We start from the raw sequence: 20,715 nt of genomic DNA, 5'->3' as shown, positions 1-20,715 counted from the left end.
CCGATGACCGGGACACCATATCGTGGTGGCATGGCCCTTCGAGCATCCGAGCGCATGTGGCGCACCGTCGCCGTCGTGATGTGCGCGGCACTGCCCGTGAGCTTCTACGTCCTCGGCGACCTGATGGACGCCTTCCCCGGCGTGCTCACCGTGTGGAGCGCCGAGGAGGACCCCGGCTCCGGCCCCCGCGCCGTCGCGGAGGACTGGGAGCGGGTCGATCCGGCAGAGGCCGTGGCCCCCGTCGGCTCCTCGCCCTCGTCGGTCGACCCCGCCGACCTGCAGCAGCGCATGGCCGCGAAGGCGGAGCTGCCCGTCGTGGGCGGGGGCCTGGCCTTCAGCGTCGTCGGGGCCGAGGACGGCCAGGTGCTCGCCGAACGGGACTCGTCCAGCGCCCTCGTGCCCGCCTCGACCCTCAAGCTGCTCACCGCCGCGGCCGTGCTGCGGCAGTTCACGGGGGATGAGGTGCTGGTCACCCGCGCGACCGTCCAGGACGGCGTGGTGACCCTGGCGGGAGAGGGTGACATGACCCTCACCGAGGAGGATCTGCGCGAGCTCGCCGCGCAGACGGCGGCGCTGGCGGCCGAGCAGGGGACCTTTTCCGTCTCCCTCGCCCTGGACGACTCGTATCTCGTGGGCGGGGCGAACCCGGCCTGGGGTGACAACGGCACGGCGGGCGGCTGGGTCACGCCCACCGCCTCCCTCGCGCTCGAGGAGGGATGGCTCGACGGGGAGCAGTACGGCCCGAAGTCCACCGATCCAGCAGGCGACGCGGCCCGGCGCTTCGCCGAGCTGCTCGGCGAGGAGGGTCTCGAGGTGGCCGGCGGGATCACCGCGGCCGCCGCCCCGGAGGGCGCTCCCGCCGCGGAGATCTCCTCCGAGCCGCTCTCGGAGATCGTGCGCCACACCCTGCTCATCTCCGACAACACCACCGCCGAGCTGCTCGCGCACCTGGTGGCGCTCTCCCGCGGCGAGGAGACCACCCCCGCCGGCGCCGCCGCCGCCGTCGAGGCGGAGATCCGCGAGCTCGGCGCCGAGATGGGGCTGCCCGAGGAGGACCTCGCCGGGCTCGACCTCCGCGACGGCTCCGGCCTCTCGAGGGAGAACCGGGTCCCGCCGGCGCTGCTCGCCGCGGTGCTCGCCCAGGTCGCCTCCGGCGAGGTGCCCGCCCTCGAGCAGATCCTCTACGACGTGCCCGTCGCGGCGCTCTCGGGCACGCTCGCGGACCGCTTCGGCCACGGCGACGACCAGGCCGCCGCCGGGCAGGTGCGCGGCAAGACCGGCTATCTCGGCGGCGCCGCGACCCTCGCCGGCGTGACCGTGCTCCCCGACGGCCGCACCGTCGGCTACTCGATCGTGGTCCACGGCTTCGACGGCGCCGACGCGGACACCGCCCGCGCCGCGGTCGACGACGTCGCCGCCGAGATGGTGCAGATCGACTGATGGCCGGCCCTCCTCCCGTGGTCGCCCGTGCCCGCCGCGCCGTCCGCGCCGCCCTCGCCGAGCGGCTCGAGCAGCTCGCCGACGACACCGGCTCCGGCCACCTCGCCCCGCGCCTGCTGGTCGGCGTCTCCGGGGGCGCCGACTCGCTCGCGCTGCTGGCGACCACCTGCTGGGTGGGGGAGCGGATGGGGCTCGTGACCGAGGCCGCGATCGTCGACCACGGGCTCCAGGACGGCTCCGCCTCCGTCGCCGCGCGCGCCGCCGCGCAGGCCGAGCGGCTGGGCGCCGAGGCGCACGTGCTCACGCCGTCCGTCGACCTCGCCGCGCCCGGAGGTCTCGAGAACGCCGCCCGCACCGCCCGACACGACGCCCTCGAGCACCTCGCCCGGGAGCGCGGTGCGCTCGCCGTGCTGCTGGGCCACACCCTCGACGACCAGGCGGAGCAGGTCCTGATGGCCCTCGCCCGCGGTGCCGGGCCCCGGGCGCTCGCCGGGATCCGCCGCAGCCGCGGCCACCTGCTGCGCCCCTTCCTCGGCACCGGCCGCGACGAGACCACCGCCCTGCGACGCGCCGACACCGAGGAGATCTGCACCCTCCACGACCTCGAGTGGTGGGAGGACCCGATGAACGCGGATCCCGAGCTGCTGCGCTCGCGGGTGCGCCACCGGGCCCTGCCGCTGCTGCGCGAGATCCTCGGGGAGCAGATCGACGAGAACCTCGCCCGCAGCGCCGACCTGGTCCGCCCTGATGTGGACCATCTCGACGAGGAGGCACGGGCGCTGCTGCCCGCCCTGCGCCGCGACGCCGGGGAGCTCGCCGAGGAGGGAGACCTGCTGCACCTCGACGTCCACGCCCTCGCCGCCGTCCCCGCCCCCGTGCGCACCCGCGTGCTGCGTGACGCCTCCCGTTCCGCTCAACGCGCAATCGATGCAGGTGACGCAGGTGGATCCACGAAATCGCTGCTGCGCAGGCAGGTGCTCGCGCTGGATGCGCTGGTCGTCTCATGGCACGGTCAGGCAGCGGTGCCCGTTCCGGGTAGGATCGAGGTCGCTCGCCGTGACGGCCTGTTGGTGTGGCGCCGTCCCGCTCTGTGAGCCGCGGCGGACGCACCCACCACATCACCTGGAGGAGATCCGCGTGCCCCAGACGCACCCCCACCCCGATGTCGACCGCGTGCTGCTAGACGAACAGCAGATCCGTGACCGGCTCGCCGAGATCGGCGCGCAGATCGCCGCGGACTACGCCGAGGAGCCCCCGATCCTGGTGGGCGTCCTCAAGGGGGCGGTGATGGTGATGGCGGACCTCGCCCGTTCCATCGACCTCAAGGTCGAGATGGACTGGATGGCGGTCTCCTCCTACGGCTCGGGCACGAAGTCCTCGGGCGTGGTGCGGATCCTCAAGGACCTCTCCGGCGACATCACCGGGCGCAACGTCCTGATCGTCGAGGACATCATCGACTCGGGCCTGACCCTGAAGTGGCTGTTGGCCAACCTCCGCTCCCGCGGGCCGAAGTCCGTGGAGATCGCGACGCTGCTGCGCAAGCCCGAGGCCGCGCGCGTCGAGATCGACGTGAAGTACGTCGGCTTCGACATCCCCAACGAGTTCGTCATCGGGTACGGGCTCGACCATGCGGAGAACTACCGCAACCTTCCCTACGTGGGCGTCCTCGCACGCTCGGTCTACGAGGACTGAACCGGTGGCAGATTCCCCCAAGAGCACGGGCCGCGGCTCGGGCGGCAGGAAGCGCCGCCCCTTCACCTCCGTCGCCCTCTGGATCGTCGTCGCGCTGCTGCTGGGCATGGCGCTGTTCTCCCTGCTGGGCCGTGACGGCTACCAGCAGATCGACACCGAGCAGGGCCTCGAGCTGCTGCAGGGCGACACCGTCGAGCAGGCGAAGATCATCGGCGGCAACCAGCAGCGCGTCGACCTGGTCCTGACCGAGGATTTCACCGACGGCGAGGAGAACAAGGGCACCCGGGTGCGCTTCGCCTACGTCGACGCGCGCGGCGAGTCGATCGTCTCCGCGGTCGAGGAGTCCGCCCCCTCCGGCGGCTACACCGACGAGATCGCCACCAGCTCGTGGTGGTCCACGCTGCTGCTGTCCTTCCTGCCGCTGCTGATCTTCATCGGCCTGTTCTGGTTCCTCATCATGAACGCCCAGGGCGGCGGCCGGGCGATGCAGTTCGGCAAGTCCAAGGCGAAGCTGTTCAACAAGGAGGCCCCGAAGGTCACCTTCGCCGACGTCGCCGGCGCCGAGGAGGCCGTCGAGGAGCTCGACGAGATCAAGCAGTTCCTCGTGGACCCGGGCCGCTACCAGGCCGTCGGCGCGAAGATCCCCAAGGGCGTGCTGCTCTACGGCCCGCCCGGCACCGGCAAGACGCTGCTGGCCAAGGCCGTCGCCGGCGAGGCGAACGTGCCCTTCTACTCGATCTCCGGCTCGGACTTCGTGGAGATGTTCGTGGGCGTCGGCGCGAGCCGCGTGCGCGACCTGTTCAACACCGCGAAGGAGAACTCCCCGGCGATCATCTTCATCGACGAGATCGACGCCGTCGGCCGCCATCGCGGCGCCGGCATGGGCGGCGGCCACGACGAGCGCGAGCAGACGCTGAACCAGATGCTCGTGGAGATGGACGGGTTCGACGAGAACCAGAACGTCATCCTCATCGCTGCGACCAACCGTGTGGACATCCTCGACCCGGCGCTGCTGCGCCCGGGCCGCTTCGACCGCCAGATCGCGGTGACCGCCCCGGACCTCAAGGGCCGCCTGCACATCCTCGGCGTGCACGCCAAGGGCAAGCCGCTGGCCCACGACGTGGACCTCGAGGCCGTCGCCAAGCGCACCATCGGCATGTCCGGTGCGGACCTCGCCAACGTGCTCAACGAGGCGGCGCTGCTCACCGCCCGCTCGGGCAACCAGATCATCGACAACCGAGCCCTGGACGAGGCGATCGACCGCGTCTCCATGGGCCCGCAGCGCTACTCCAAGGTGATGACCGAGCGCGAGCGTCAGATGACCGCGTACCACGAGGGCGGTCACGCCGTGGTCGCGGCGGCGATGAACAACTCCGCCCCGGTCACCAAGGTGACGATCCTGCCGCGCGGTCAGGCCGGCGGCTACACGATGGTGGTCCCCACCCAGGACCGCAACTACCAGTCCCGCAACGAGCTGCTGGACCGCCTCGCCTACGCGATGGGCGGCTACGCGGTGGAGGAGTCGATCTTCCACGACGTCACCACCGGCCCCAGCTCCGACCTCCAGAACGCCACCAAGATCGCCCGCACCATGGTCATGCAGCTGGGCATGAGCGCGGCCGTCGGCCAGGTCGCCCTCTCGGGCGACCAGGACGAGGTGTTCGTGGGCATGCAGCAGGGGCAGGGCCCCCGCTTCTCCGGCGAGACCGCGAGCATCGTGGACCAGGAGGTGCGCAAGCTCCTGGACAACGCCCTGGACGAGGCCTGGTCCGTGATCGTGCAGAACCGTCACGTGCTGGACCGCCTGGTCGAGGAGCTGCTGGAGAAGGAGACGCTGAACGAGCACGAGCTCGCCGCGATCTTCGCGGACGTCACCAAGCTGCCGCCGCGCGAGGTGTGGGTCTCCAGCGAGGAGCGGCCCTCCCTGGAGGCGCCGTCGGTCGGCTCGACCACCACCGGCACCGGCACCGAGGAGCACGACGCGGGAGAGCCGCTGCAGCCCGGCGCCCCCGAGCTGCCCCATCCGGGCGGCGACGGCCCCGGCATCCCCGGCGCCCCGCACGGCGGTGCCCCCGGCGGCTCCGGCCAGCCCGGTCCCGGCCAGGGCTACGGCTACGGCGACCGCGACGAGACGGAGCGCTGAGATGGCGGTGGACCGGCCCCGGGTCGAGGCGGCGGTGCGGGAGCTCCTCGCCGGGATCGGCGAGGATCCCGACCGCGACGGCCTCCTGGACACCCCCGCGCGGGTGGCGCGGATGTACGCGGAGGTCTTCGAGGGGCTGGAGCAGGACGCGCACGAGCCGCTGTCGACGACCTTCGACATCGAGCACCAGGAGCTGGTGCTCGTGCGCGACATCGCCTTCCACTCGATGTGCGAGCACCACCTGCTGCCCTTCCACGGGATGGCGCATGTGGGGTACATCCCGGGCGGCGGTGCCGTCACGGGGCTGAGCAAGCTCGCCCGCCTGGTCCACGTCTATGCCCGACGGCCGCAGGTGCAGGAGCGGCTCACCTTCCAGATCGCCGATGCGCTGATGGACGAGCTCGGTGCGGCCGGCGCGATCGTCGTGATCGAGGCGGAGCACATGTGCATGTCGATGCGCGGCGTGCGCGCCGCCGGGGCCCGCACCATCACCAGCGCCGTGCGCGGCATGCTCCGGGACAGCTCGAGCACCCGCAGCGAGGCCATGGCCCTGATCAACGGACGGTGAGGTCGTGACCATCCCCGTGCGCCGCCCCGAGGGCCTGCCGGACCGCCTCGGCGGGGACGACACCCTCGTCATGGGGGTCCTGAACGTCACCCCCGACTCCTTCTCCGACGGCGGGGAGCACGACAGCGCCCCCGACGCGATCGCCCACGGCCGCCGCCTGGTCGCCGAGGGCGCCGCGATCATCGACATCGGCGGGGAGTCCACCCGCCCCGGCGCCCCGCGCGTCCCCGAGGAGGAGGAGCTGCGCCGGGTGATCCCCGTGGTCGAGGCTCTCGCCGCCGAGGACGTCGTGCTCAGCGTGGACACCATGCGCGCCTCCGTCGCCGCCGCGAGCATCGCGGCCGGGGCCCTCATCGTCAACGACGTCTCCGCCGGCCAGGCCGACGTGCGGATGGGGGCGCAGGTCGCCGAGCTGCGCACGCGTCTGGGCACCCCGCCGGTGTTCATCGCGATGCACTGGCGCGGCCACAGCGACGTCATGAACGACCTCGCCCGGTACGAGGACGTCGCTCACGACAGCACCGCCGAGCTCGGCGACCGCCTCACCACGCTGCGCGAGGCCGGGATCGAGGACCGCTTCCTGGTCGCCGATCCGGGCCTCGGCTTCTCCAAGACGGGGGAGCAGAACTGGGATCTGCTGGCGGACTGGGACGCGATCGCCTCCCACGGCCTGCCCGTCCTCATCGGCGCCTCGCGCAAGCGCTTCGTCAGCGCCCTCGACGTGGACCGCGACGCGGCGACCGCCGCGATCAGCGCCTACAGCGCCGAGCACGGCGCCTGGGCGGTGCGCGTCCACGAGGTCCCCTCCAACCTCGCCGCGGTGCGGGTCGGGGACCGGCTGCGCCGGAGCAGGCGCCGATGAACCCGCACGACGGCAGCCCGCACGACGGCAGGGCGCACCACGACGGAGCGGGCCACGGCAGCGCGCATCACGGCTCCGCGACGGCGTCGATCGGACGCCTGGACCGCATCGAGGTCACCGGCATCCGCGCCTGGGGCCATCACGGCGTCCTCGCCGCGGAGAAGGAGATCGGCCAGGAGTTCGCGGTCGACGTCGTCCTGCACCTCTCGACCGCCGCGGCCGGCCGCAGCGACGTCCTCTCCCGCACCGTGAACTACGCCGAGGTCGTCACGGCCGTGCACGAGGAGATCGGCGCCGCCCCCCACGACCTCGTCGAGACCCTCGCCGAGCGGATCGCCGCGAAGATCCTCGAGGAGACCGGCCACCCGCTGGTGCGCCGCGTCGGCGTGCGCGTGCACAAGCCCGCCGCCCCGGTCGGACTGCCCGTCGGCGGGGTGGCCGTCGCGATCGAGCGCGACGCGCGCCCCGTCCTCGCCGTGCTCGCGCTCGGCAGCAACCTCGGCGACCGCGAGACGCATCTGCGCGGGGCGCTCGATGCGCTCGCCTCCCACCCGGGCACCGAGATCGCCTGGACCTCGCCCGTGCTCGAGACCGCCCCCGTCGGCGGGCCGGATGGCCAGGGCGCCTATCTCAACGCCGTGGTCGGCGTGACCACCGAGCTCGGTCCCCACGACCTCCTCGCCCTGGCCCACCGCGCCGAGCGGGCCGCCGGACGGCAGCGACTGGTGCGCTGGGGCGAGCGGACCCTCGACGTCGATGTGATCGCCTACGGCGACTGGCGCAGCGAGGACCCCGACCTCACCGTGCCCCACCCCCGCGCCCACGAGCGCGCTTTCGTGCTCGGCCCCTGGCATGCCGCGGACCCCTCCGCTGAGCTGCCCGGCCGCGGACCGGTCGAGGCGCTCCTCGCCCGCGCCGCGGACCGCGAGGCCCTGCGCCCGGGCCCGGTCCTCGAGGGCTTCGACACCCCGGCCTCCCGGACGGGGGCGGGAGCGGCGGAGACGTGAGGCCCCTGAACATCCCGGTGCTCGGGCTGATCCTCGTGATCGGCGCGGGCTTCGGGGCCCAGATGCTCGAGACCCTCGCCGCCCGCGGCCACTCCCTCCCGATCGCGGGTTGGCTGACCACCCTGGTGCTGCTGGCCCTGGCCGCGGTGCTGCTCGCCTACGGCCTCCCGATGCGCCGCTACCTCCAGGAGAGCGAGGAGCGCCGCAACAGGCCGTCCTACACGCCTCGACGGCACCAGATCGACCTGCCCACCGCCTATCGCACGGTCCTGCTGGCCCGGGCCTGCGCCTACACCGGCGCGATCATGGGCGGGATCTTCACCGGCCAGGCGCTGTTCCTGCTGATCACCGGCACCGGCGACCTGCTCGGCGCGATCCTTCCGACCGCCGCCGCCGCGGTCTCCGGCATCGTGCTCGGCGTGCTCGGGGTGATCGTGGAGCGATGGGGAAAGCTCCCGCCCGACGGCGACGGCTCCGCCGAGGGCGCGGAAGCCGGGTCCTGACCGAGAGCTTCGAGCCCTCCGACCCCGCAGCGAGGCGGGCCTGCGAGCTGCCGGTCGGCGGAGCGGGGCGCGGGCGAGGACCGACCTTCGGCGGAGCGAGCAGCGCCGAGCGTCGCACAGCGCCTCCGGCCCGGGATGACACGATGTCCCCATGACCTCCTCCGCGCACGATGCCCGACCGCCGCTGCCCACGGTGACGCCCCACGACGCCCTGCCGCCCGAGGTCTCGGACGCCCCCGGGGCGCGACTCGGCGAACAGGGGCTGCAGCCGGTCTCGCCGAAGCTCGTCCCGGCCCGCTATCTCGCGGGGATCCCCGGCTACGTGATCGGGGTGCTGCTGACCATCGGCGCGATCGTCGCGGCGGTCCTGACCGGATGGTGGTGGCTGGGGCTGACGGCCATCGTGCCGCTGGTGCTGGTGGTGCAGGGCCTCGCGCTCACCCCGCGACGGGTGCGGGCGATCGGCTATCGCGAGGGGGAGGAGGACCTCACCGTCGCCCTCGGGATCATGTTCCGCTCCGTGCACACGATCCCCTACGGCCGCGTGCAGTCGGTGAAGATCGACGAGGGGCCGGTGGACCGCCGCTACGGCCTCGCGAAGCTCACGCTCAGCACCGCCCATGACGGCGCCGGCGTCACCCTGCCCGGCCTGCCGAAGGACGAGGCCGAGCGCCTGCGCGCCCTGCTCACCGCGCGCGGCGTCGAGCTGATGGCGGCGCTGTGACCGCCCCCGGCCCCGACCCCGCGGCGAGCGGGACCCCGACCCCGGACCCGCAGGCCCCCGAGGGGCCTGCCAGCGATACGGCCGCGCCCCGCCACCGCACCCATCCGATCACCCCGCTGGTGACCGGCTGGAAGGTCGTCGTGGGCATCATCGCGGTGCTCACCGCCCAGAACATCGCCCAGCTGGCGAACGAGTTCACGATCCGTCGCGCGCTGATCGGACTGGGCATCCTGCTCGTCGTCGTCCTCGTGGCGATCGTCCTGTCGGCCCTCAGCTGGTGGTTCACCACCTACGCGGTGGACGAGGACGGCGTCTCCGTCCACAGCGGCATGATCAGCCGCTCCCGCGAGTACGCGCCGCGGGCCCGCATCGAGTCCGTCTCGATCGAGCGCCCGCTGCTGGCCCGCCTGCTGGGACTGGCGAAGGTGCGCGTCGAGGTCGCCGGCGGCGGCGAGTCGTATCTCGACATCGAGTACGTCTCCTCCGCCCGCGCCGAGGAGCTGCGCCTGGGCATCCTCGAGGTCGCGGCCGGGACGCCGGCCCCGCGCACCGCCGCTCCCGAGGAGGGGGCCGCGGCCGCCGGGACGGGCGCGGTGGCCTCCACGGCCCTCGTCGGCGGCCCGACCGCGGGCTCCTCCGCCCCAGGCCGCCAGGACTCCGGCGACGCCGCTCGCGAGCACGGCGGTCGTCTCGAGGAGGTCCTGTACGACGGGGTGACCGACGGCGAGCTCATCGCCAGGATCCCCACCGAGCGGCTCGTCCGCTCCCTCGTGCGGGACCTCGGCTTCCTCACCGGGATCGTGATGAGCGTCGTCGGCGTGGTCGTCGCGGTGCTCCTCGCCCTGTGGCAGGAGGGCTTCTCGATCGCGATCCTGGTCGCCCTGGCACCCACCGCGATCGCGGTGCCGAAGTACGTCTTCGGCCGGATCGACTCCGGCTGGGGCTTCGTCTCCCGCTTCAGCGAGCGCGGGCTGCGGATGCGGCGGGGCCTGGCCAACACGCGCACCGACAACATCGCCGCCGGTCGCATCCAGCGCTTCGACCTGCGCCGACCCTTCCTGTGGCGCGGCCCCGGCTGGACCGCCGTCTCCGCGACCGTGGCCGGGATCGATGACGACGACGAGAACGGCGCGACCAGCGTGCTCCCGGTCGGCACCCGCGAGGAGCTGCGGCAGACCCTCGGCCGGCTCAGCGCGCCGCTGGGCACCGACGACGACCTCGCGACCCTCGAGCACCTGCTGACCGCCCGCGCCCGCGACCTGCCCGGCCTTCGCACCCCGGTGCGCTGGTACTGGATCGCCCGCCGCACCGAGGTGAGCATCCTGCTGCCGGGAGCGCTCGTGCACCGCAGCGGCCTCGTGTCCCGCAAGCTCAGCATCGTGCCCCGCGAGAGGATCCAGGAGCTGAGGCTCGAGGACGGCCCGCTCGCCCGCCGTCTCGGCGTGCTGGACCTCCATGTCGAGGGCGCGGGGGACTCGCTCCTGCTGGAGAACCTGCGCCGCGAGGACGCCCTCGCCGTGCACGCCGTGCTCGCCGCGGACGCCCGCACCCTGCGCCGCTACCGGGATCGCGAGAGCTGGCCCCGTCCCGCGCTCGCGCCCGTCGGCGCCGCCGCGCCGGCGCCCGGCAGTGACCCCGCCAGCGTCCCCGGGAGCGACCCCGAGCACGAGTCGCCCGCCGCACCCGCCCCCGGCCCGTGCCCCGGCGGGCAGGAGACCCGATGACCCCGCCCCGCCTCGGCATCGGCGTGATCGGCGCAGGACGCGTCGGCGCAGTCCTCGGCGCCGCGCTGCGCGCCGAGGGCCACGCGCTCACCGGCGCCTACGCCGTCTCCGACGCCTCCCGCGAGCGGGCCGCGGAGCTCCTGCCCGGGGTGCCGCTGCTGGACGTCCCCGCGCTCGTCGAGCGCAGCGAGATGCTGCTCCTGGCCGTGCCCGACGACCAGCTCGGATCGCTCGCGAGCGGGATCGCCGCGACCGGCCTCGCCCCCGGCGGACAGCTCGTCGTCCACACCTCCGGCCGCTACGGCACCGAGGTGCTCGCCCCGCTCGCCCGCGCCGGCGCCGCGACCCTCGCGATCCACCCGGCGATGACCTTCACCGGCACCCGCACCGACCTGCCCCGGCTGGTCGGCTGCCCGATGGGGATCACCGCCACCGAGGAGTTCCTGCCCGTCGCCGCCGCGCTCGTGGTGGAGATGGGCGGCGAGGCCGTCGTCATCGCCGAGGGCGACCGACCGCTCTACCACGCCTCCCTCGCCCACGCCGCGAACCATCTCGTGGTCCTCGTGGACCAGTCCCGCAGGGCGCTGGCCCGGCTCGGCATCGAGGACCCCGGCGCCTACCTCCGACCGCTGCTCGAGGCGGCGCTCGAGGAGTCGCTGCAGCGTGGGAGCGGGGCGCTGACCGGACCGGTGGTCCGCGGGGACGCCGGCACCGTCGCCGCCCACCTCGAGGCCCTCGCCGACCTCGACGCGACCGCCGCTCCGGTCGAGCCCGGCGACGTGAGCGACACCTACCGCGCCCTCGCGCTCGCGGCGCTCGCGCGTGCAAGACTCGCCGAGGGCGACCGGGAGACGATCCGGGCGCTGCTGGAGGCGGCACCGCCCCCGGAGGAGAGCTGAGGAAGGACCCCGCCGTGCCCGAGAGCACCCCGCGCACCACGCTCGTCACCACGAAGTCCGCGCTGCGCGAGCACCGCGCCGCGATGGACGGGACGGTCGCGGCGGTGCTCACCATGGGCTCCCTCCACGCCGGGCACCTGGCCCTGGTCGAGAAGGCCCGCGAGCTCGCCGACCACGTGATCCTCACCGACTTCGTCAATCCCCTCCAGTTCGGTCCCGGGGAGGACTACGAGGCCTACCCCCGCGACCTCGAGGCGGATCTCGCCCTCGTCGACGGGCTCGTCGACCTCGTCTTCGCTCCGGGCGTGGAGGAGATGTACCCCGTCATGCCGCCGACGGTCTCGGTCAGCGCCGGCCACGCCGGCACGGTCCTCGAGGGCGCCGCCCGGCCCGGCCACTTCGACGGCGTGGTCACCGTCGTCGCGAAGCTGCTGCGCCTGACGGACCCGCACCTGAGCGTGTTCGGGCGCAAGGACGCCCAGCAGCTCGCGATCATCCAGCGCCTGGTCGCCGACCTCGACCTGCCCGTGCGGATCGAGCCCGTGGAGATCCAGCGGGAGGAGACGGGCCTCGCCCGCTCCAGCCGCAACGCCTACCTCTCCGCGGACGGGAAGGAGCGGGCTCTGGCCCTGTCCCGCACGATCGCCGCGGCGCTCGCGGCCGCCCCCTCCCTCTCCGGCATCCAGGACGCGCTGGAGGCCGCGCGGGAGCGGGCCGAGATCGACTGGGACTACGCGCTCGTCCTGGACCCCGCGACCCTCGAGCCCGCCGCTCCCGACCACCGCGGCGAGGTGCTCGTCGTGCTCGCCGGACGCGTCGAGGGCACCCGGCTGCTGGACGCCGCTGTGGCGGTGGCGACAGCACCCTGATCCCGGAGGCCGTCACGCGCGCGGTGATGAGACAATCGCAGCCATGAGCGAGAACCCCCCTGCCTCCGAGGTGACCGACAGCTCCGACCAGATCGCGGTCCGACGGTCCAAGCGGGAGCGCCTGCTGGCGCGCGGGGAGGAGCCCTATCCCGTCTCCGTCCCCGTCACCGCCACGATCGCCGAGGTGCGCGCGGAGTACGGCCACCTCGAGGCCGGCGTGGAGACGGACGACGAGGTCGGCGTCTCCGGCCGCGTCGTCTTCCAGCGCAACACGGGCAAGCTCGCCTTCGTCACCCTCCAGGACGGCGCCGGTGAGCGTCTGCAGGTCATGGCCTCGCAGGCCGTGATCGGCGAGGAGCGCCTCGCCGCTCTCAAGGCCGACGTCGATCTCGGCGACCACGTCTTCTTCCACGGCCGGGTCGGTGCGTCCCGGCGCGGCGAGCTGAGCATCTTCGCCGACTCCTGGCAGATGGCCGCGAAGGCGGTGCGCCCCCTCCCGGTGCTCCACGCGGACCTCTCCGAGGAGTCGCGGGTGCGCCGCCGCTACGTCGACCTGATCGTGCGCCAGGAGGCACGGGACGCGGTGCGCCTGCGCTCCGAGGTCATGCACTCCCTGCGCGAGTCCTTCCGCGGGCGCGACTTCGTCGAGGTCGAGACCCCGATGCTGCAGGTGATCCCCTCGGGTGCGGCGGCACGGCCGTTCGTCACCCACATGAACGCCTTCGACCTGGACCTGTACCTGCGGATCGCGCCGGAGCTGTTCCTCAAGCGCGCCGCGGTGGGCGGGCTCGAGAAGGTCTACGAGATCAACCGCAATTTCCGGAACGAGGGCGCCGATTCCACGCATTCGCCCGAGTTCGCGATGCTCGAGTCCTACCAGGCCTACGGGGACTACGACTCGATCGGCGAGCTCACGCAGTCGCTGATCCAGGAGGCCGCCGAGGCCGCCACCGGCTCCCAGATCGTCACCCTCGCCGACGGCACCGAATACGACTTCTCCGGGGAATGGGCGAAGATCACCGTCTACGGCTCGCTCTCCGAATCCCTCGGCGAGGAGATCACTCCGGAGACCACCCCGGCGCGCCTGCGGGAGATCGCCCGCTCGCTCGAGCTGGACCTCGACCACCCGAAGTACGGCCACGGCAAGCTCGTCGAGGAGCTCTTCGAGCATCGCGTGGGCGACCACCTGCACGAGCCGACCTTCGTGCGCGACTTCCCGGTGGAGACCAGCCCGCTGGTGCGCGCCCATCGCAGCACGCCCGGCGTGGTCGAGAAGTGGGACCTGTACGTGCGCGGCTTCGAGCTCGCCACCGGCTACTCCGAGCTGGTCGATCCCGTCATCCAGCGCGAGCGCTTCGCCCAGCAGGCGGAGCTCGCCGCCCAGGGCGACGACGAGGCGATGCGCCTGGACGAGGACTTCCTCGAGGCGATGGAGTACGCGCTGCCGCCGACGGGAGGCATGGGCATGGGCGTGGACCGCCTGCTCATGGCCCTGACGGGGCTCGGCATCCGCGAGACGATCCTGTTCCCGCTCGTGAAGCCGGGGGCCTGAGATGGACTCCGGGTTCTGGTTCGAGGCCGGTGCGCTTCTGCCCTCGATCGGCGTGGGGCTGCTGTTCTGGTTCGTGATCCGTGCGCTGCTGCGGGCCGACCGCCGCGAGCGGGAGGCCGAGCGTCAGGCGGAGCAGGAGCTGCTCGAGCGGAAGCAGCCCCGGAAAGACCCCTGATGCGGCGGCGGACGAGAATGAGAACATCCCTTCGTCCATACACCTCGTAACCAGATTGAAATGATCGGCCTCGTAATGGATACTGTGCGATATCGTGAACACCCCCTGCGTTCATGATGAAGTCCGGAAACCACCAGCGAGGGAGAACCCCTATGGCACGGAAGACCTACGTGGAGCTCATCGACGACATCAACGGTGACAAGGCCGAGGAGACGGTGAGCTTCGCCCTGGACGGCGTCGCCTACGAGATCGACCTGACGGCCGAGAACGCGGAGAAGCTCCGCGAGGAGCTGAGCGGCTGGGTCGGCAAGGCGCGCCGCGTCGGGGGTCGCCGCACCCGCGGCACCGCCTCCGGCTCCCGTGCGAGCTCGAACGACTCCTCGCGCATCCGCGAGTGGGCGCGTGAGGCGGGCTACGAGGTCCCCGACCGCGGCCGGATCTCCAGCGCGATCCGCAAGGCGTACGAGGAGGCCCACGGGGAGTGATCCCCGCACGGCGGCCGTGAGCCGCCGACGCCTTCGACGAGGGCCCGTGACCGTCATGGTCACGGGCCCTCGTCCTGTCCTGGGCCGCGCTTCGGGCGGCGCGCCGGCGCGGCGTCCCCCGCCCGCTGTCGGGCCGGCCGCGCCGACCGGCCGGTCACCAGCCGCGGATGCTCCAGGAGGCGGCGTGCTCGTCGCCCGGGGCAAGGCGCACCACGTCGGTGCCGCTGCGGAAGGCGTCCGGCGGGCAGGTCATCGGCTCGACCGCGAGGCCGCGGCGGTGGTGGTCCGGCTCCGGGCGGTCCCCGGTGTGGATCTGGAGCCACGGGCACTCGGGACCGGCGGTGAGCTCCACCCCGGTGCCGCCGGGAGCGGTGACGGCGACATCCAGGCGCCCCTCCGCGTCCCGGGCGAGGTCGGTGAAGGCGTGGTCGATGAACAGGTCGCCGAGAACGCGCGGAGCGGAGAAGTCGAAGGGATCACCGGGCGGGACCGGTGCGGTGCCGGTGGGCAGCAGCCGGTCCTCGGTCACCGTCAGCACCGTGCCCGCCGTGACCTGCAGCGACCACTCGTCCAGCGGCTCGGGGCCGGCGACGAGATAGGGATGGGGGCACACCCCGTAGGGGGCGTCGCGCCGGCCGAGGTTCCGGGCGGTGACCGTGGTGGTCAGCCCGTCCTCAGGGGAGAGCGCGCAGCGGACCGTGAGCAGCAGGTGGAAGGGATAGCCGGGGGTGGGGAACAGCTCGGTGCGCAGCACCACCTCGTCCTCGCCCACCGACGCGGGGGTGAAGGACTGGAAGGAGACGAGCCCGTGGAGGGCGTTGCCGCGCTCGGGCTCGCTGAGCGGGGTGCGCAGCTCCTCACCGTCCCACACGTAGGTGCCGTCCCCGATCCGGTTCGGCCAGGGCGCCACGATCGCGCCCCGGTAGAACAGCATCGGCCCCTCCTCGGGGCTGCGGAGCACGAGATCCCGACCGCCGACGGTGAGGGACTCGAGCGTCGCGCCGACGGTGGAGATCTCGGCGCGGTAGTCCCCGGCGACGATGACAAGCAGGTCGCCGCGATCGCGGGCGGCACGGCCCGCGTCCCCGGGAGCGTCGGCGGGGGCGTCGAGGTCGGCGGGCGTGAGGGGAGTGGTCATCGGCTGCTCTCCTGGGAGGTGGGGGTGGTGGGGCCGCTGTCGGCCGGAGGGCGGGCGGGGGCGTCGGGGCCGGGCTCCGGTGCGGGTGACGTCTCCGGCTCGGGTGTCGGCGTCGGCTCGGGCTCGACGAGCACGACCTCGAGACGGCGCGGCCCGTGCACGCCCTCGACCCGGTCGAGCTCGATGTCGCTGGTCGCGCTCGGCCCGGAGATCATCGTCCACGCGGCACGGGGATCCTCGGCCATGCGCTCGATGCCGCGCGGCACCCCGAGCACCACCTGCTCGGCCTCGACGACCACGACGTGCCGGTCCGGGACCAGCGAGATCGCGCGCCGGCCGCCGAGAGCGTCGCCCCGCAGCACGATCGTGCCGGTCAGCGCGATGGCGGTGTGGCAGCCGGTGAGCACGGCGTCGATCCCGTCGAGCTCGCGGGGCGAGGCGGTGCCGTCGTCGACGGTGACAGCGACGCCGGGCGGCGGCATCCACTGGGGCGGCAGACCGGCGGGGACCACCGCCGAGGCGGCGTCGCCGAGCGCCGCGGCGATCGCGGCCGGGAGCTCCGACGCCGTGGTGCGGTGCACCACCGCGGTGTAGTCCTGAAGCCGCTGGACGAGCACGTCGCGCACCTTCTCCGGGGCGGTGCCGAGCTCCTGCCTGTCGTCGGAGCGCTGGTAGTCGCGGGGCACGTCCTCGGCGTCCGTCACCGCATCGCGGCGCGGGGCCGCGAGCGCGGTGCGCACGCGCGCGAGGATCTCCTCCTTCGCGCTCATCCCGGGCGTGCGGGCGGGGCGGGCGTCGGTCCAGTCGTTCACGGCTGCTCCTCCCCGTCGGGGGTGCCGACGGGCGATGCATCACCGTCCGGGGCGGGGCCGTCGACCGACCTCGCGTGGCCCCTCTCGCCGGGCCCGTCGGACGCCGGTCGCTCCGGGCCCCGAGCGACGCGCTCCTTCTCGCGCTCGTCCCACCAGGACCGGAAGGACTGCGAGGGACTGGGCAGATCGCGGTGGTCGGTCCAGCCCGGGATGATCGGCAGCGCCCCCGGGAGCCGTCCGATGTTCGCGCCGGGCAGCAGCGAGGACAGCGGCTTCGCCGAGCGGACGGCGAGGTCGTAGGCGCGAGGGGAGGACATCAGGCGGCTCGCGCCCTTCAGCGCCAGGTCCCAGCTGCCGTGGAACTCGCCGCGCGCCTCGCGGCGCCGGTCCACGTCCTTCGCACGCAGGTGCACGAGGATCTCGGGGATGTCGATCTTCACCGGGCACACGTCGTAGCAGGCGCCGCACAGGCTCGAGGCGTAGGGGAGGGTCGAGTTCGGGTCGTCGGTGCCGCTCATGCCCGTCATCTGCGGGGAGAGGATCGCGCCGATCGGGCCGGGATAGGTCGAGCCGTAGGCGTGGCCGCCCGTGCGCGCATAGACCGGGCACACGTTCAGGCAGGCCGAGCAGCGGATGCAGTGCAGGGCGCTGCGCCCCTCGGGGTCCTCCAGCACCGACGATCGCCCGTTGTCCAGCAGCACCAGGTGGAACTCCTCGGGGCCGTCGCCCTCGTGCACGCCCGTGAAAAGAGTCGTGTACGGGTTCATCCGCTCCCCGGTCGAGGAGCGGGGCAGCAGCTGCAGGAACACCTCGAGGTCCTGGAAGGTGGGGACGATCTTCTCGATCCCGACCACGGAGATCAGGGTCCGCGGCAGGGTCAGGCACATCCTCCCGTTGCCCTCGGACTCCACGACCACCAGCGTGCCCGTCTCGGCGACCGCGAAGTTCGCCCCGCAGATCGCGACCGAGCCGGGCATGTCCAGGAACTTCTCGCGCAGGAAGCGGCGCGCCGCCTCCGCGAGCTCGGCCGGGTCGTCGGTGATCGACGGATCGAGATCCGGCATCGCCGCCAGGAAGATCTCGCGGATCTCCGCGCGGTTGCGGTGGATCGCGGGGACCAGGATGTGGGAGGGGGTGTCGTCCGCGAGCTGGACGATGAGCTCGGCGAGATCGGACTCGATCGCCCGGATGCCCGCATGCGCGAGCGCCTCGTTCAGGCCGATCTCCTGGGTCGCCATCGACTTGACCTTCAGCACCTCCCGGGCATCGCGCTCGAGGGCGAGGCGGGTGACGATCTCGGAAGCCTCCTCGGCATCGCGGGCCCAGTGCACGACACCCCCGGCGGCTGCCACCGACTCCTCGAGCTGCTCGAGCAGCTCCGGGAGATGATCGGTGACTTGCCACTTCAGGGCGCTGCCGGCGCTGCGGAGCTTCTGCCAGTCGCGCACCTCGCGCACCGCCCCGGCGCGCTTGCCCTGGATCGTCGAGGTCGCGTGGCGCATGTTCGCGCGCAGGGTCGCATCGCCCAGCGCCTCCCGCGCCGCCTCCGGGAACCCGCGCTCGCCCCGCAGGGTCGAGACGGGCGAGGCGTGCTGGGGGCGGACGGTCGGCATGCCCAGCTGGACAGTGCTCATTCGACCGTCTCCTCCCGCTCGTTCCTCGCAGTTCGTCGACCGGCGGAGCGGTTCTCGACCATCTCCTCCCGCTCGTTCCTCGCAGTTCGTCGACCGGTCCAGGTGCTCATGACGCCCTCCCGAGGATCGTCTCCGACGGGACGAAGGGGTCCTCCTTCGTCGAGGCGAGGATCTGCGCGAGATGCACCGACCTCGGCGCCGCCCCGGTGCGGTGCAGCTTCCCGGCGATGTTCATCAGGCACGAGGCATCGCCCCCGACCACGAACTCCGCACCGGAGGCGACGACGTTCGCGGCCTTGTCGGTCACCATCGCGTCGCTGGTGGCATCGTTCTTCACTGAGAAGGTGCCGCCGAAGCCGCAGCAGGTGTCGGACTCGGGCAGGTTCTTCACCTCGATGCCCTCGACCGCGCGCAGCAGCTTCAGCGGGCGCGGCCCCACCTTCAGGAAGCGCATCGAGTGGCAGGTGGGGTGGTAGGTGACCGTATGGGGGAAGTACGCGCCCACGTCGGTCACCTTCAGCACGTCCACCAGCAGCTCGGAGAGCTCGTAGGTCTTCGCGGCGACCGCGGCGGCGCGCTCCTCCAGCGCCGTGTCGCCCTCGTGCCGGGCGACCAGCGCGTGCTGGTCGCGGACGCAGCCGGTGCAGGAGCCCGAGGGCATCACGATCGCGTCCACCTCCTCGAGCGCCGGCTCGAAGGTGTCCACGAAGGAGCGCACGATCGGCGCGGCCTCGGTGTAGTAGCCGGAGTTGGTGTGCATCTGGCCGCAGCAGGTCTGCCGTCTGTCGAACACCACCTCCTGGCCCAGCCGCTCCAGGAGGGTGACGGTGGCCCGGGCGACGTCCGGGGCCATCACGTCCACGAGACAGGTGGTCATCAGCGAGATCCGCATGAGCTCTCCTGGGGCGGCGAGGCGTCGTCGTCGACGCGCAGTGGGCGAGGCCGGGTGGCTCTCAGTGGGTGAGGTCGAGGGTGGCGGCGGTCCGCTCGAGGGTGCGGTGCGCGAGCTCCGCGTCCTCCGAGAGGTGGGTGCCCCAGCTGGGGACCATCTGCTGCAGCGCGGGTCGCCACGCCTCGATGCGCTGGGGGAACATCTTCTCGAGCATCGTGAGCATGATGCTCGTCGCGGTCGACGCGCCGGGGGAGGCGCCGAGCATGCCGCCGATCGACCCGTCGGCCGCGGTGATCAGCTGGGTGCCGAACTGCAGCACGCCGTGCTTCTTCTTGTCGGGGGCGATCACCTGGACGCGCTGCCCGGCGGTGACCTCCTCCCAGTCGGACATGTCGGCGGCGGGCATGTACTCCAGCAGGGCCTCGAAGCGCTTGTGGGTGGTCGCGGCGAGCTGCGAGCCGAGGTAGACCATGAGGTCGAGGTTCGGCGGCGCGACCGCCATCATCTGGGTGAGGTTCGAGGGCTTGATCGACTCGAAGAGGTCCGTGTAGGAGCCGGACTTGAGGAACTTCGGCGACCAGCCCGCGTACGGGCCGAACATCAGCGAGCGCTTCCCGCCGACGTACCGCGTGTCCAGGTGCGGGACGCTCATCGGCGGGGCGCCGACGGCGGCCTTTCCGTACACCTTCGCGTCGTGCCGCGCGATGACGGCCGGGTCGGTGCAGCGCAGCCACTGGCCCGAGATCGGGAAGCCGCCGAAGCCGCGGATCTCCTCGATCCCGGACTTCTGCAGCAGCGGCAGGGCGTAGCCGCCCGCGCCGACGAACACGAACGGCGCCCGCACCACGCGCAGGGAGTCGTCGGCCGTGCTGCGCACCATGACGCCCCAGTCGTTGCCCATGCGGCGCAGGTCCACGACCTCGGAGCCGGTGGCGACGGTGGTCCCGGCGCGGGAGGCGAAGTCGAGCATCTCCCGGGTCAGGGCCCCGAAGTCGACGTCCGTGCCGTCGGGCGACCAGGTCGCGGCGATGGTCTCGGTGACCGGTCGGCCCTCGGAGACCAGCGGCGCCCACTCAGCGAGCCGGGCGTGCTCGGTGGTGAACTCCATGCGGTCGAAGAGCGGGTTGGCGACCAGAGCCTCGTGGCGCCGTCGCAGGTAGTCCGCGTTCTCCATCCCGTGCACGAAGCTCATGTGCGGGACGGTGTGGATGAATCGGGAGGGGGCGCCGATCCGGTCGTTCTCCACGAGATGGGCCCAGAACTGGCGCGAGACCTGGAACTGCTCGTTGATCGCGATGGCCTTCGCGGGGCTGACGGAGCCGTCCACGTCCTGCGGGGTGTAGTTCAGCTCGCACAGCGCGCTGTGCCCGGTCCCGGCGTTGTTCCATGCGTCGCTGGACTCCGCGCCGAGGGAGTCCAGGCGCTCGAGGACCACGATGTCCCAGTCCGGCTCGAGCTCGGTGAGCATCGCGGCGAGGGTCGCGCTGGCGATGCCGCCGCCGATCAGCACCGCGTCCGCGCGGGTCACGTCCAGGTCTGCCATGTCTCTCCGTTCGAAATGCTTCCTCGCGCCGGTGCGGGCGTCGCACGGGGCGA

20 protein-coding genes are annotated in these 20,715 nt (G+C 72.9%); 15 read left to right on the top strand and 5 right to left on the bottom strand.

All coding sequences use genetic code 11. The features are described 5' to 3' along the window. Positions 1-30 precede the first annotated feature (30 nt). From L3K22_RS10345 to L3K22_RS10275, 15 genes are all read left to right on the top strand, one after another. Positions 31-1,440, top strand: coding sequence for a D-alanyl-D-alanine carboxypeptidase (locus L3K22_RS10345; protein ID WP_263311308.1), 1,410 nt, complete (start codon positions 31-33; stop codon positions 1,438-1,440). Then, complete coding sequence (gene tilS, locus L3K22_RS10340; RefSeq protein WP_263311307.1) at positions 1,440-2,534, top strand: tRNA lysidine(34) synthetase TilS; 1,095 nt, start codon at positions 1,440-1,442, stop codon at positions 2,532-2,534. Before L3K22_RS10345 ends, tilS begins: the two co-directional genes overlap by 1 nt. A gap of 43 nt (positions 2,535-2,577) precedes the next feature. Beyond that, positions 2,578-3,132 carry a hypoxanthine phosphoribosyltransferase gene (gene hpt / locus L3K22_RS10335; RefSeq protein WP_010551038.1) on the top strand — a complete coding sequence of 185 codons (555 nt, stop codon included), beginning with the start codon at positions 2,578-2,580 and terminating at the stop codon, positions 3,130-3,132. 4 nt (positions 3,133-3,136) lie between these two features. After that, entirely contained in the window at positions 3,137-5,275 is a 2,139-nt protein-coding gene (ftsH, locus tag L3K22_RS10330; RefSeq protein WP_263311306.1) for an ATP-dependent zinc metalloprotease FtsH, read from the top strand. A 1-nt stretch (position 5,276) separates the two neighbouring features. Next, positions 5,277-5,843 carry a GTP cyclohydrolase I FolE gene (gene folE / locus L3K22_RS10325; protein WP_010551040.1) on the top strand — a complete coding sequence of 189 codons (567 nt, stop codon included), beginning with the start codon at positions 5,277-5,279 and terminating at the stop codon, positions 5,841-5,843. Positions 5,844-5,847: 4 nt separating this feature from the next. Continuing rightward, positions 5,848-6,705, top strand: a complete 858-nt coding sequence (gene folP, locus L3K22_RS10320) for a dihydropteroate synthase (RefSeq protein ID WP_263311305.1) — start codon at positions 5,848-5,850, stop codon at positions 6,703-6,705. Next, positions 6,702-7,712 carry a 2-amino-4-hydroxy-6-hydroxymethyldihydropteridine diphosphokinase gene (gene folK / locus L3K22_RS10315; RefSeq protein WP_263311304.1) on the top strand — a complete coding sequence of 337 codons (1,011 nt, stop codon included), beginning with the start codon at positions 6,702-6,704 and terminating at the stop codon, positions 7,710-7,712. The genes folP and folK overlap by 4 nt, the downstream gene beginning before the upstream one ends. Beyond that, positions 7,709-8,215, top strand: coding sequence for a DUF3180 domain-containing protein (locus L3K22_RS10310; RefSeq protein ID WP_263311303.1), 507 nt, complete (start codon positions 7,709-7,711; stop codon positions 8,213-8,215). Before folK ends, L3K22_RS10310 begins: the two co-directional genes overlap by 4 nt. A gap of 151 nt (positions 8,216-8,366) precedes the next feature. Then, positions 8,367-8,939, top strand: coding sequence for a PH domain-containing protein (locus L3K22_RS10305; RefSeq protein ID WP_263311302.1), 573 nt, complete (start codon positions 8,367-8,369; stop codon positions 8,937-8,939). Beyond that, on the top strand, positions 8,936-10,663 hold the full coding sequence (locus tag L3K22_RS10300) for a PH domain-containing protein (RefSeq protein WP_263311301.1): 1,728 nt from the start codon (positions 8,936-8,938) through the stop codon (positions 10,661-10,663). Before L3K22_RS10305 ends, L3K22_RS10300 begins: the two co-directional genes overlap by 4 nt. After that, the gene (locus tag L3K22_RS10295) at positions 10,660-11,562 is read left to right on the top strand and encodes a Rossmann-like and DUF2520 domain-containing protein (RefSeq protein WP_263311300.1); all 903 of its coding nucleotides are present in this window, start codon (positions 10,660-10,662) and stop codon (positions 11,560-11,562) included. The genes L3K22_RS10300 and L3K22_RS10295 overlap by 4 nt, the downstream gene beginning before the upstream one ends. Before the next feature lie 14 nt (positions 11,563-11,576). Next, positions 11,577-12,431 (top strand): pantoate--beta-alanine ligase, encoded by an 855-nt coding sequence (panC, locus tag L3K22_RS10290; protein WP_263311299.1) that lies wholly within the window; start codon positions 11,577-11,579, stop codon positions 12,429-12,431. Between the two features lie 43 nt (positions 12,432-12,474). Next, positions 12,475-13,983, top strand: coding sequence for a lysine--tRNA ligase (gene lysS, locus L3K22_RS10285; protein WP_263311298.1), 1,509 nt, complete (start codon positions 12,475-12,477; stop codon positions 13,981-13,983). A gap of 1 nt (position 13,984) precedes the next feature. Further along, on the top strand, positions 13,985-14,158 hold the full coding sequence (locus L3K22_RS10280; protein ID WP_168165377.1) for a hypothetical protein: 174 nt from the start codon (positions 13,985-13,987) through the stop codon (positions 14,156-14,158). A 152-nt stretch (positions 14,159-14,310) separates the two neighbouring features. Then, positions 14,311-14,643 (top strand): histone-like nucleoid-structuring protein Lsr2, encoded by a 333-nt coding sequence (locus L3K22_RS10275; protein WP_263311297.1) that lies wholly within the window; start codon positions 14,311-14,313, stop codon positions 14,641-14,643. A 154-nt stretch (positions 14,644-14,797) separates the two neighbouring features. Here L3K22_RS10275 and L3K22_RS10270 read toward each other — a convergent pair whose 3' ends face one another. The 5 genes from L3K22_RS10270 to L3K22_RS10250 all read right to left on the bottom strand — a co-directional run bounded on the left by L3K22_RS10270 (position 14,798) and on the right by L3K22_RS10250 (position 20,662). Further along, complete coding sequence (locus L3K22_RS10270; RefSeq protein ID WP_263311296.1) at positions 14,798-15,781, bottom strand: aldose 1-epimerase family protein; 984 nt, start codon at positions 15,779-15,781, stop codon at positions 14,798-14,800. After that, positions 15,778-16,593 carry a LutC/YkgG family protein gene (locus L3K22_RS10265; protein ID WP_308445925.1) on the bottom strand — a complete coding sequence of 272 codons (816 nt, stop codon included), beginning with the start codon at positions 16,591-16,593 and terminating at the stop codon, positions 15,778-15,780. Before L3K22_RS10265 ends, L3K22_RS10270 begins: the two co-directional genes overlap by 4 nt. Continuing rightward, on the bottom strand, positions 16,590-18,227 hold the full coding sequence (locus L3K22_RS10260; protein WP_263311295.1) for a lactate utilization protein B: 1,638 nt from the start codon (positions 18,225-18,227) through the stop codon (positions 16,590-16,592). Before L3K22_RS10260 ends, L3K22_RS10265 begins: the two co-directional genes overlap by 4 nt. A 106-nt stretch (positions 18,228-18,333) precedes the next feature. Beyond that, positions 18,334-19,119 (bottom strand): (Fe-S)-binding protein, encoded by a 786-nt coding sequence (locus tag L3K22_RS10255; RefSeq protein WP_263311294.1) that lies wholly within the window; start codon positions 19,117-19,119, stop codon positions 18,334-18,336. 61 nt (positions 19,120-19,180) lie between these two features. Further along, the gene (locus L3K22_RS10250) at positions 19,181-20,662 is read right to left on the bottom strand and encodes a malate:quinone oxidoreductase (RefSeq protein WP_263311293.1); all 1,482 of its coding nucleotides are present in this window, start codon (positions 20,660-20,662) and stop codon (positions 19,181-19,183) included. Positions 20,663-20,715 lie beyond the last annotated feature (53 nt).

The organism is Brachybacterium atlanticum, assembly GCF_025669985.1.
GTDB classification, from domain to species: Bacteria; Actinomycetota; Actinomycetes; order Actinomycetales; family Dermabacteraceae; genus Brachybacterium; species Brachybacterium conglomeratum.
Note: the sequence above shows the minus strand (reverse complement) of the source record. Positions and strands in the feature narration are given on the sequence as shown.

Bases quoted from the DNA above. Each gene is read 5' to 3' on its own strand.
- L3K22_RS10345 (WP_263311308.1), top strand. From the start codon at position 31: ATGGCCCTTCGAGCATCCGAGCGCATGTGGCGCACCGTCGCCGTCGTG.
- tilS (WP_263311307.1), top strand. From the start codon at position 1,440: ATGGCCGGCCCTCCTCCCGTGGTCGCCCGTGCCCGCCGCGCCGTCCGC.
- folE (WP_010551040.1), top strand. From the start codon at position 5,277: ATGGCGGTGGACCGGCCCCGGGTCGAGGCGGCGGTGCGGGAGCTCCTC.
- folK (WP_263311304.1), top strand. From the start codon at position 6,702: ATGAACCCGCACGACGGCAGCCCGCACGACGGCAGGGCGCACCACGAC.
- L3K22_RS10305 (WP_263311302.1), top strand. From the start codon at position 8,367: ATGACCTCCTCCGCGCACGATGCCCGACCGCCGCTGCCCACGGTGACG.
- L3K22_RS10295 (WP_263311300.1), top strand. From the start codon at position 10,660: ATGACCCCGCCCCGCCTCGGCATCGGCGTGATCGGCGCAGGACGCGTC.
- lysS (WP_263311298.1), top strand. From the start codon at position 12,475: ATGAGCGAGAACCCCCCTGCCTCCGAGGTGACCGACAGCTCCGACCAG.
- L3K22_RS10280 (WP_168165377.1), top strand. From the start codon at position 13,985: ATGGACTCCGGGTTCTGGTTCGAGGCCGGTGCGCTTCTGCCCTCGATC.
- L3K22_RS10275 (WP_263311297.1), top strand. From the start codon at position 14,311: ATGGCACGGAAGACCTACGTGGAGCTCATCGACGACATCAACGGTGAC.
- L3K22_RS10270 (WP_263311296.1), bottom strand. From the start codon at position 15,781: ATGACCACTCCCCTCACGCCCGCCGACCTCGACGCCCCCGCCGACGCT.
- L3K22_RS10260 (WP_263311295.1), bottom strand. From the start codon at position 18,227: ATGAGCACTGTCCAGCTGGGCATGCCGACCGTCCGCCCCCAGCACGCC.
- L3K22_RS10255 (WP_263311294.1), bottom strand. From the start codon at position 19,119: ATGCGGATCTCGCTGATGACCACCTGTCTCGTGGACGTGATGGCCCCG.
- L3K22_RS10250 (WP_263311293.1), bottom strand. From the start codon at position 20,662: ATGGCAGACCTGGACGTGACCCGCGCGGACGCGGTGCTGATCGGCGGC.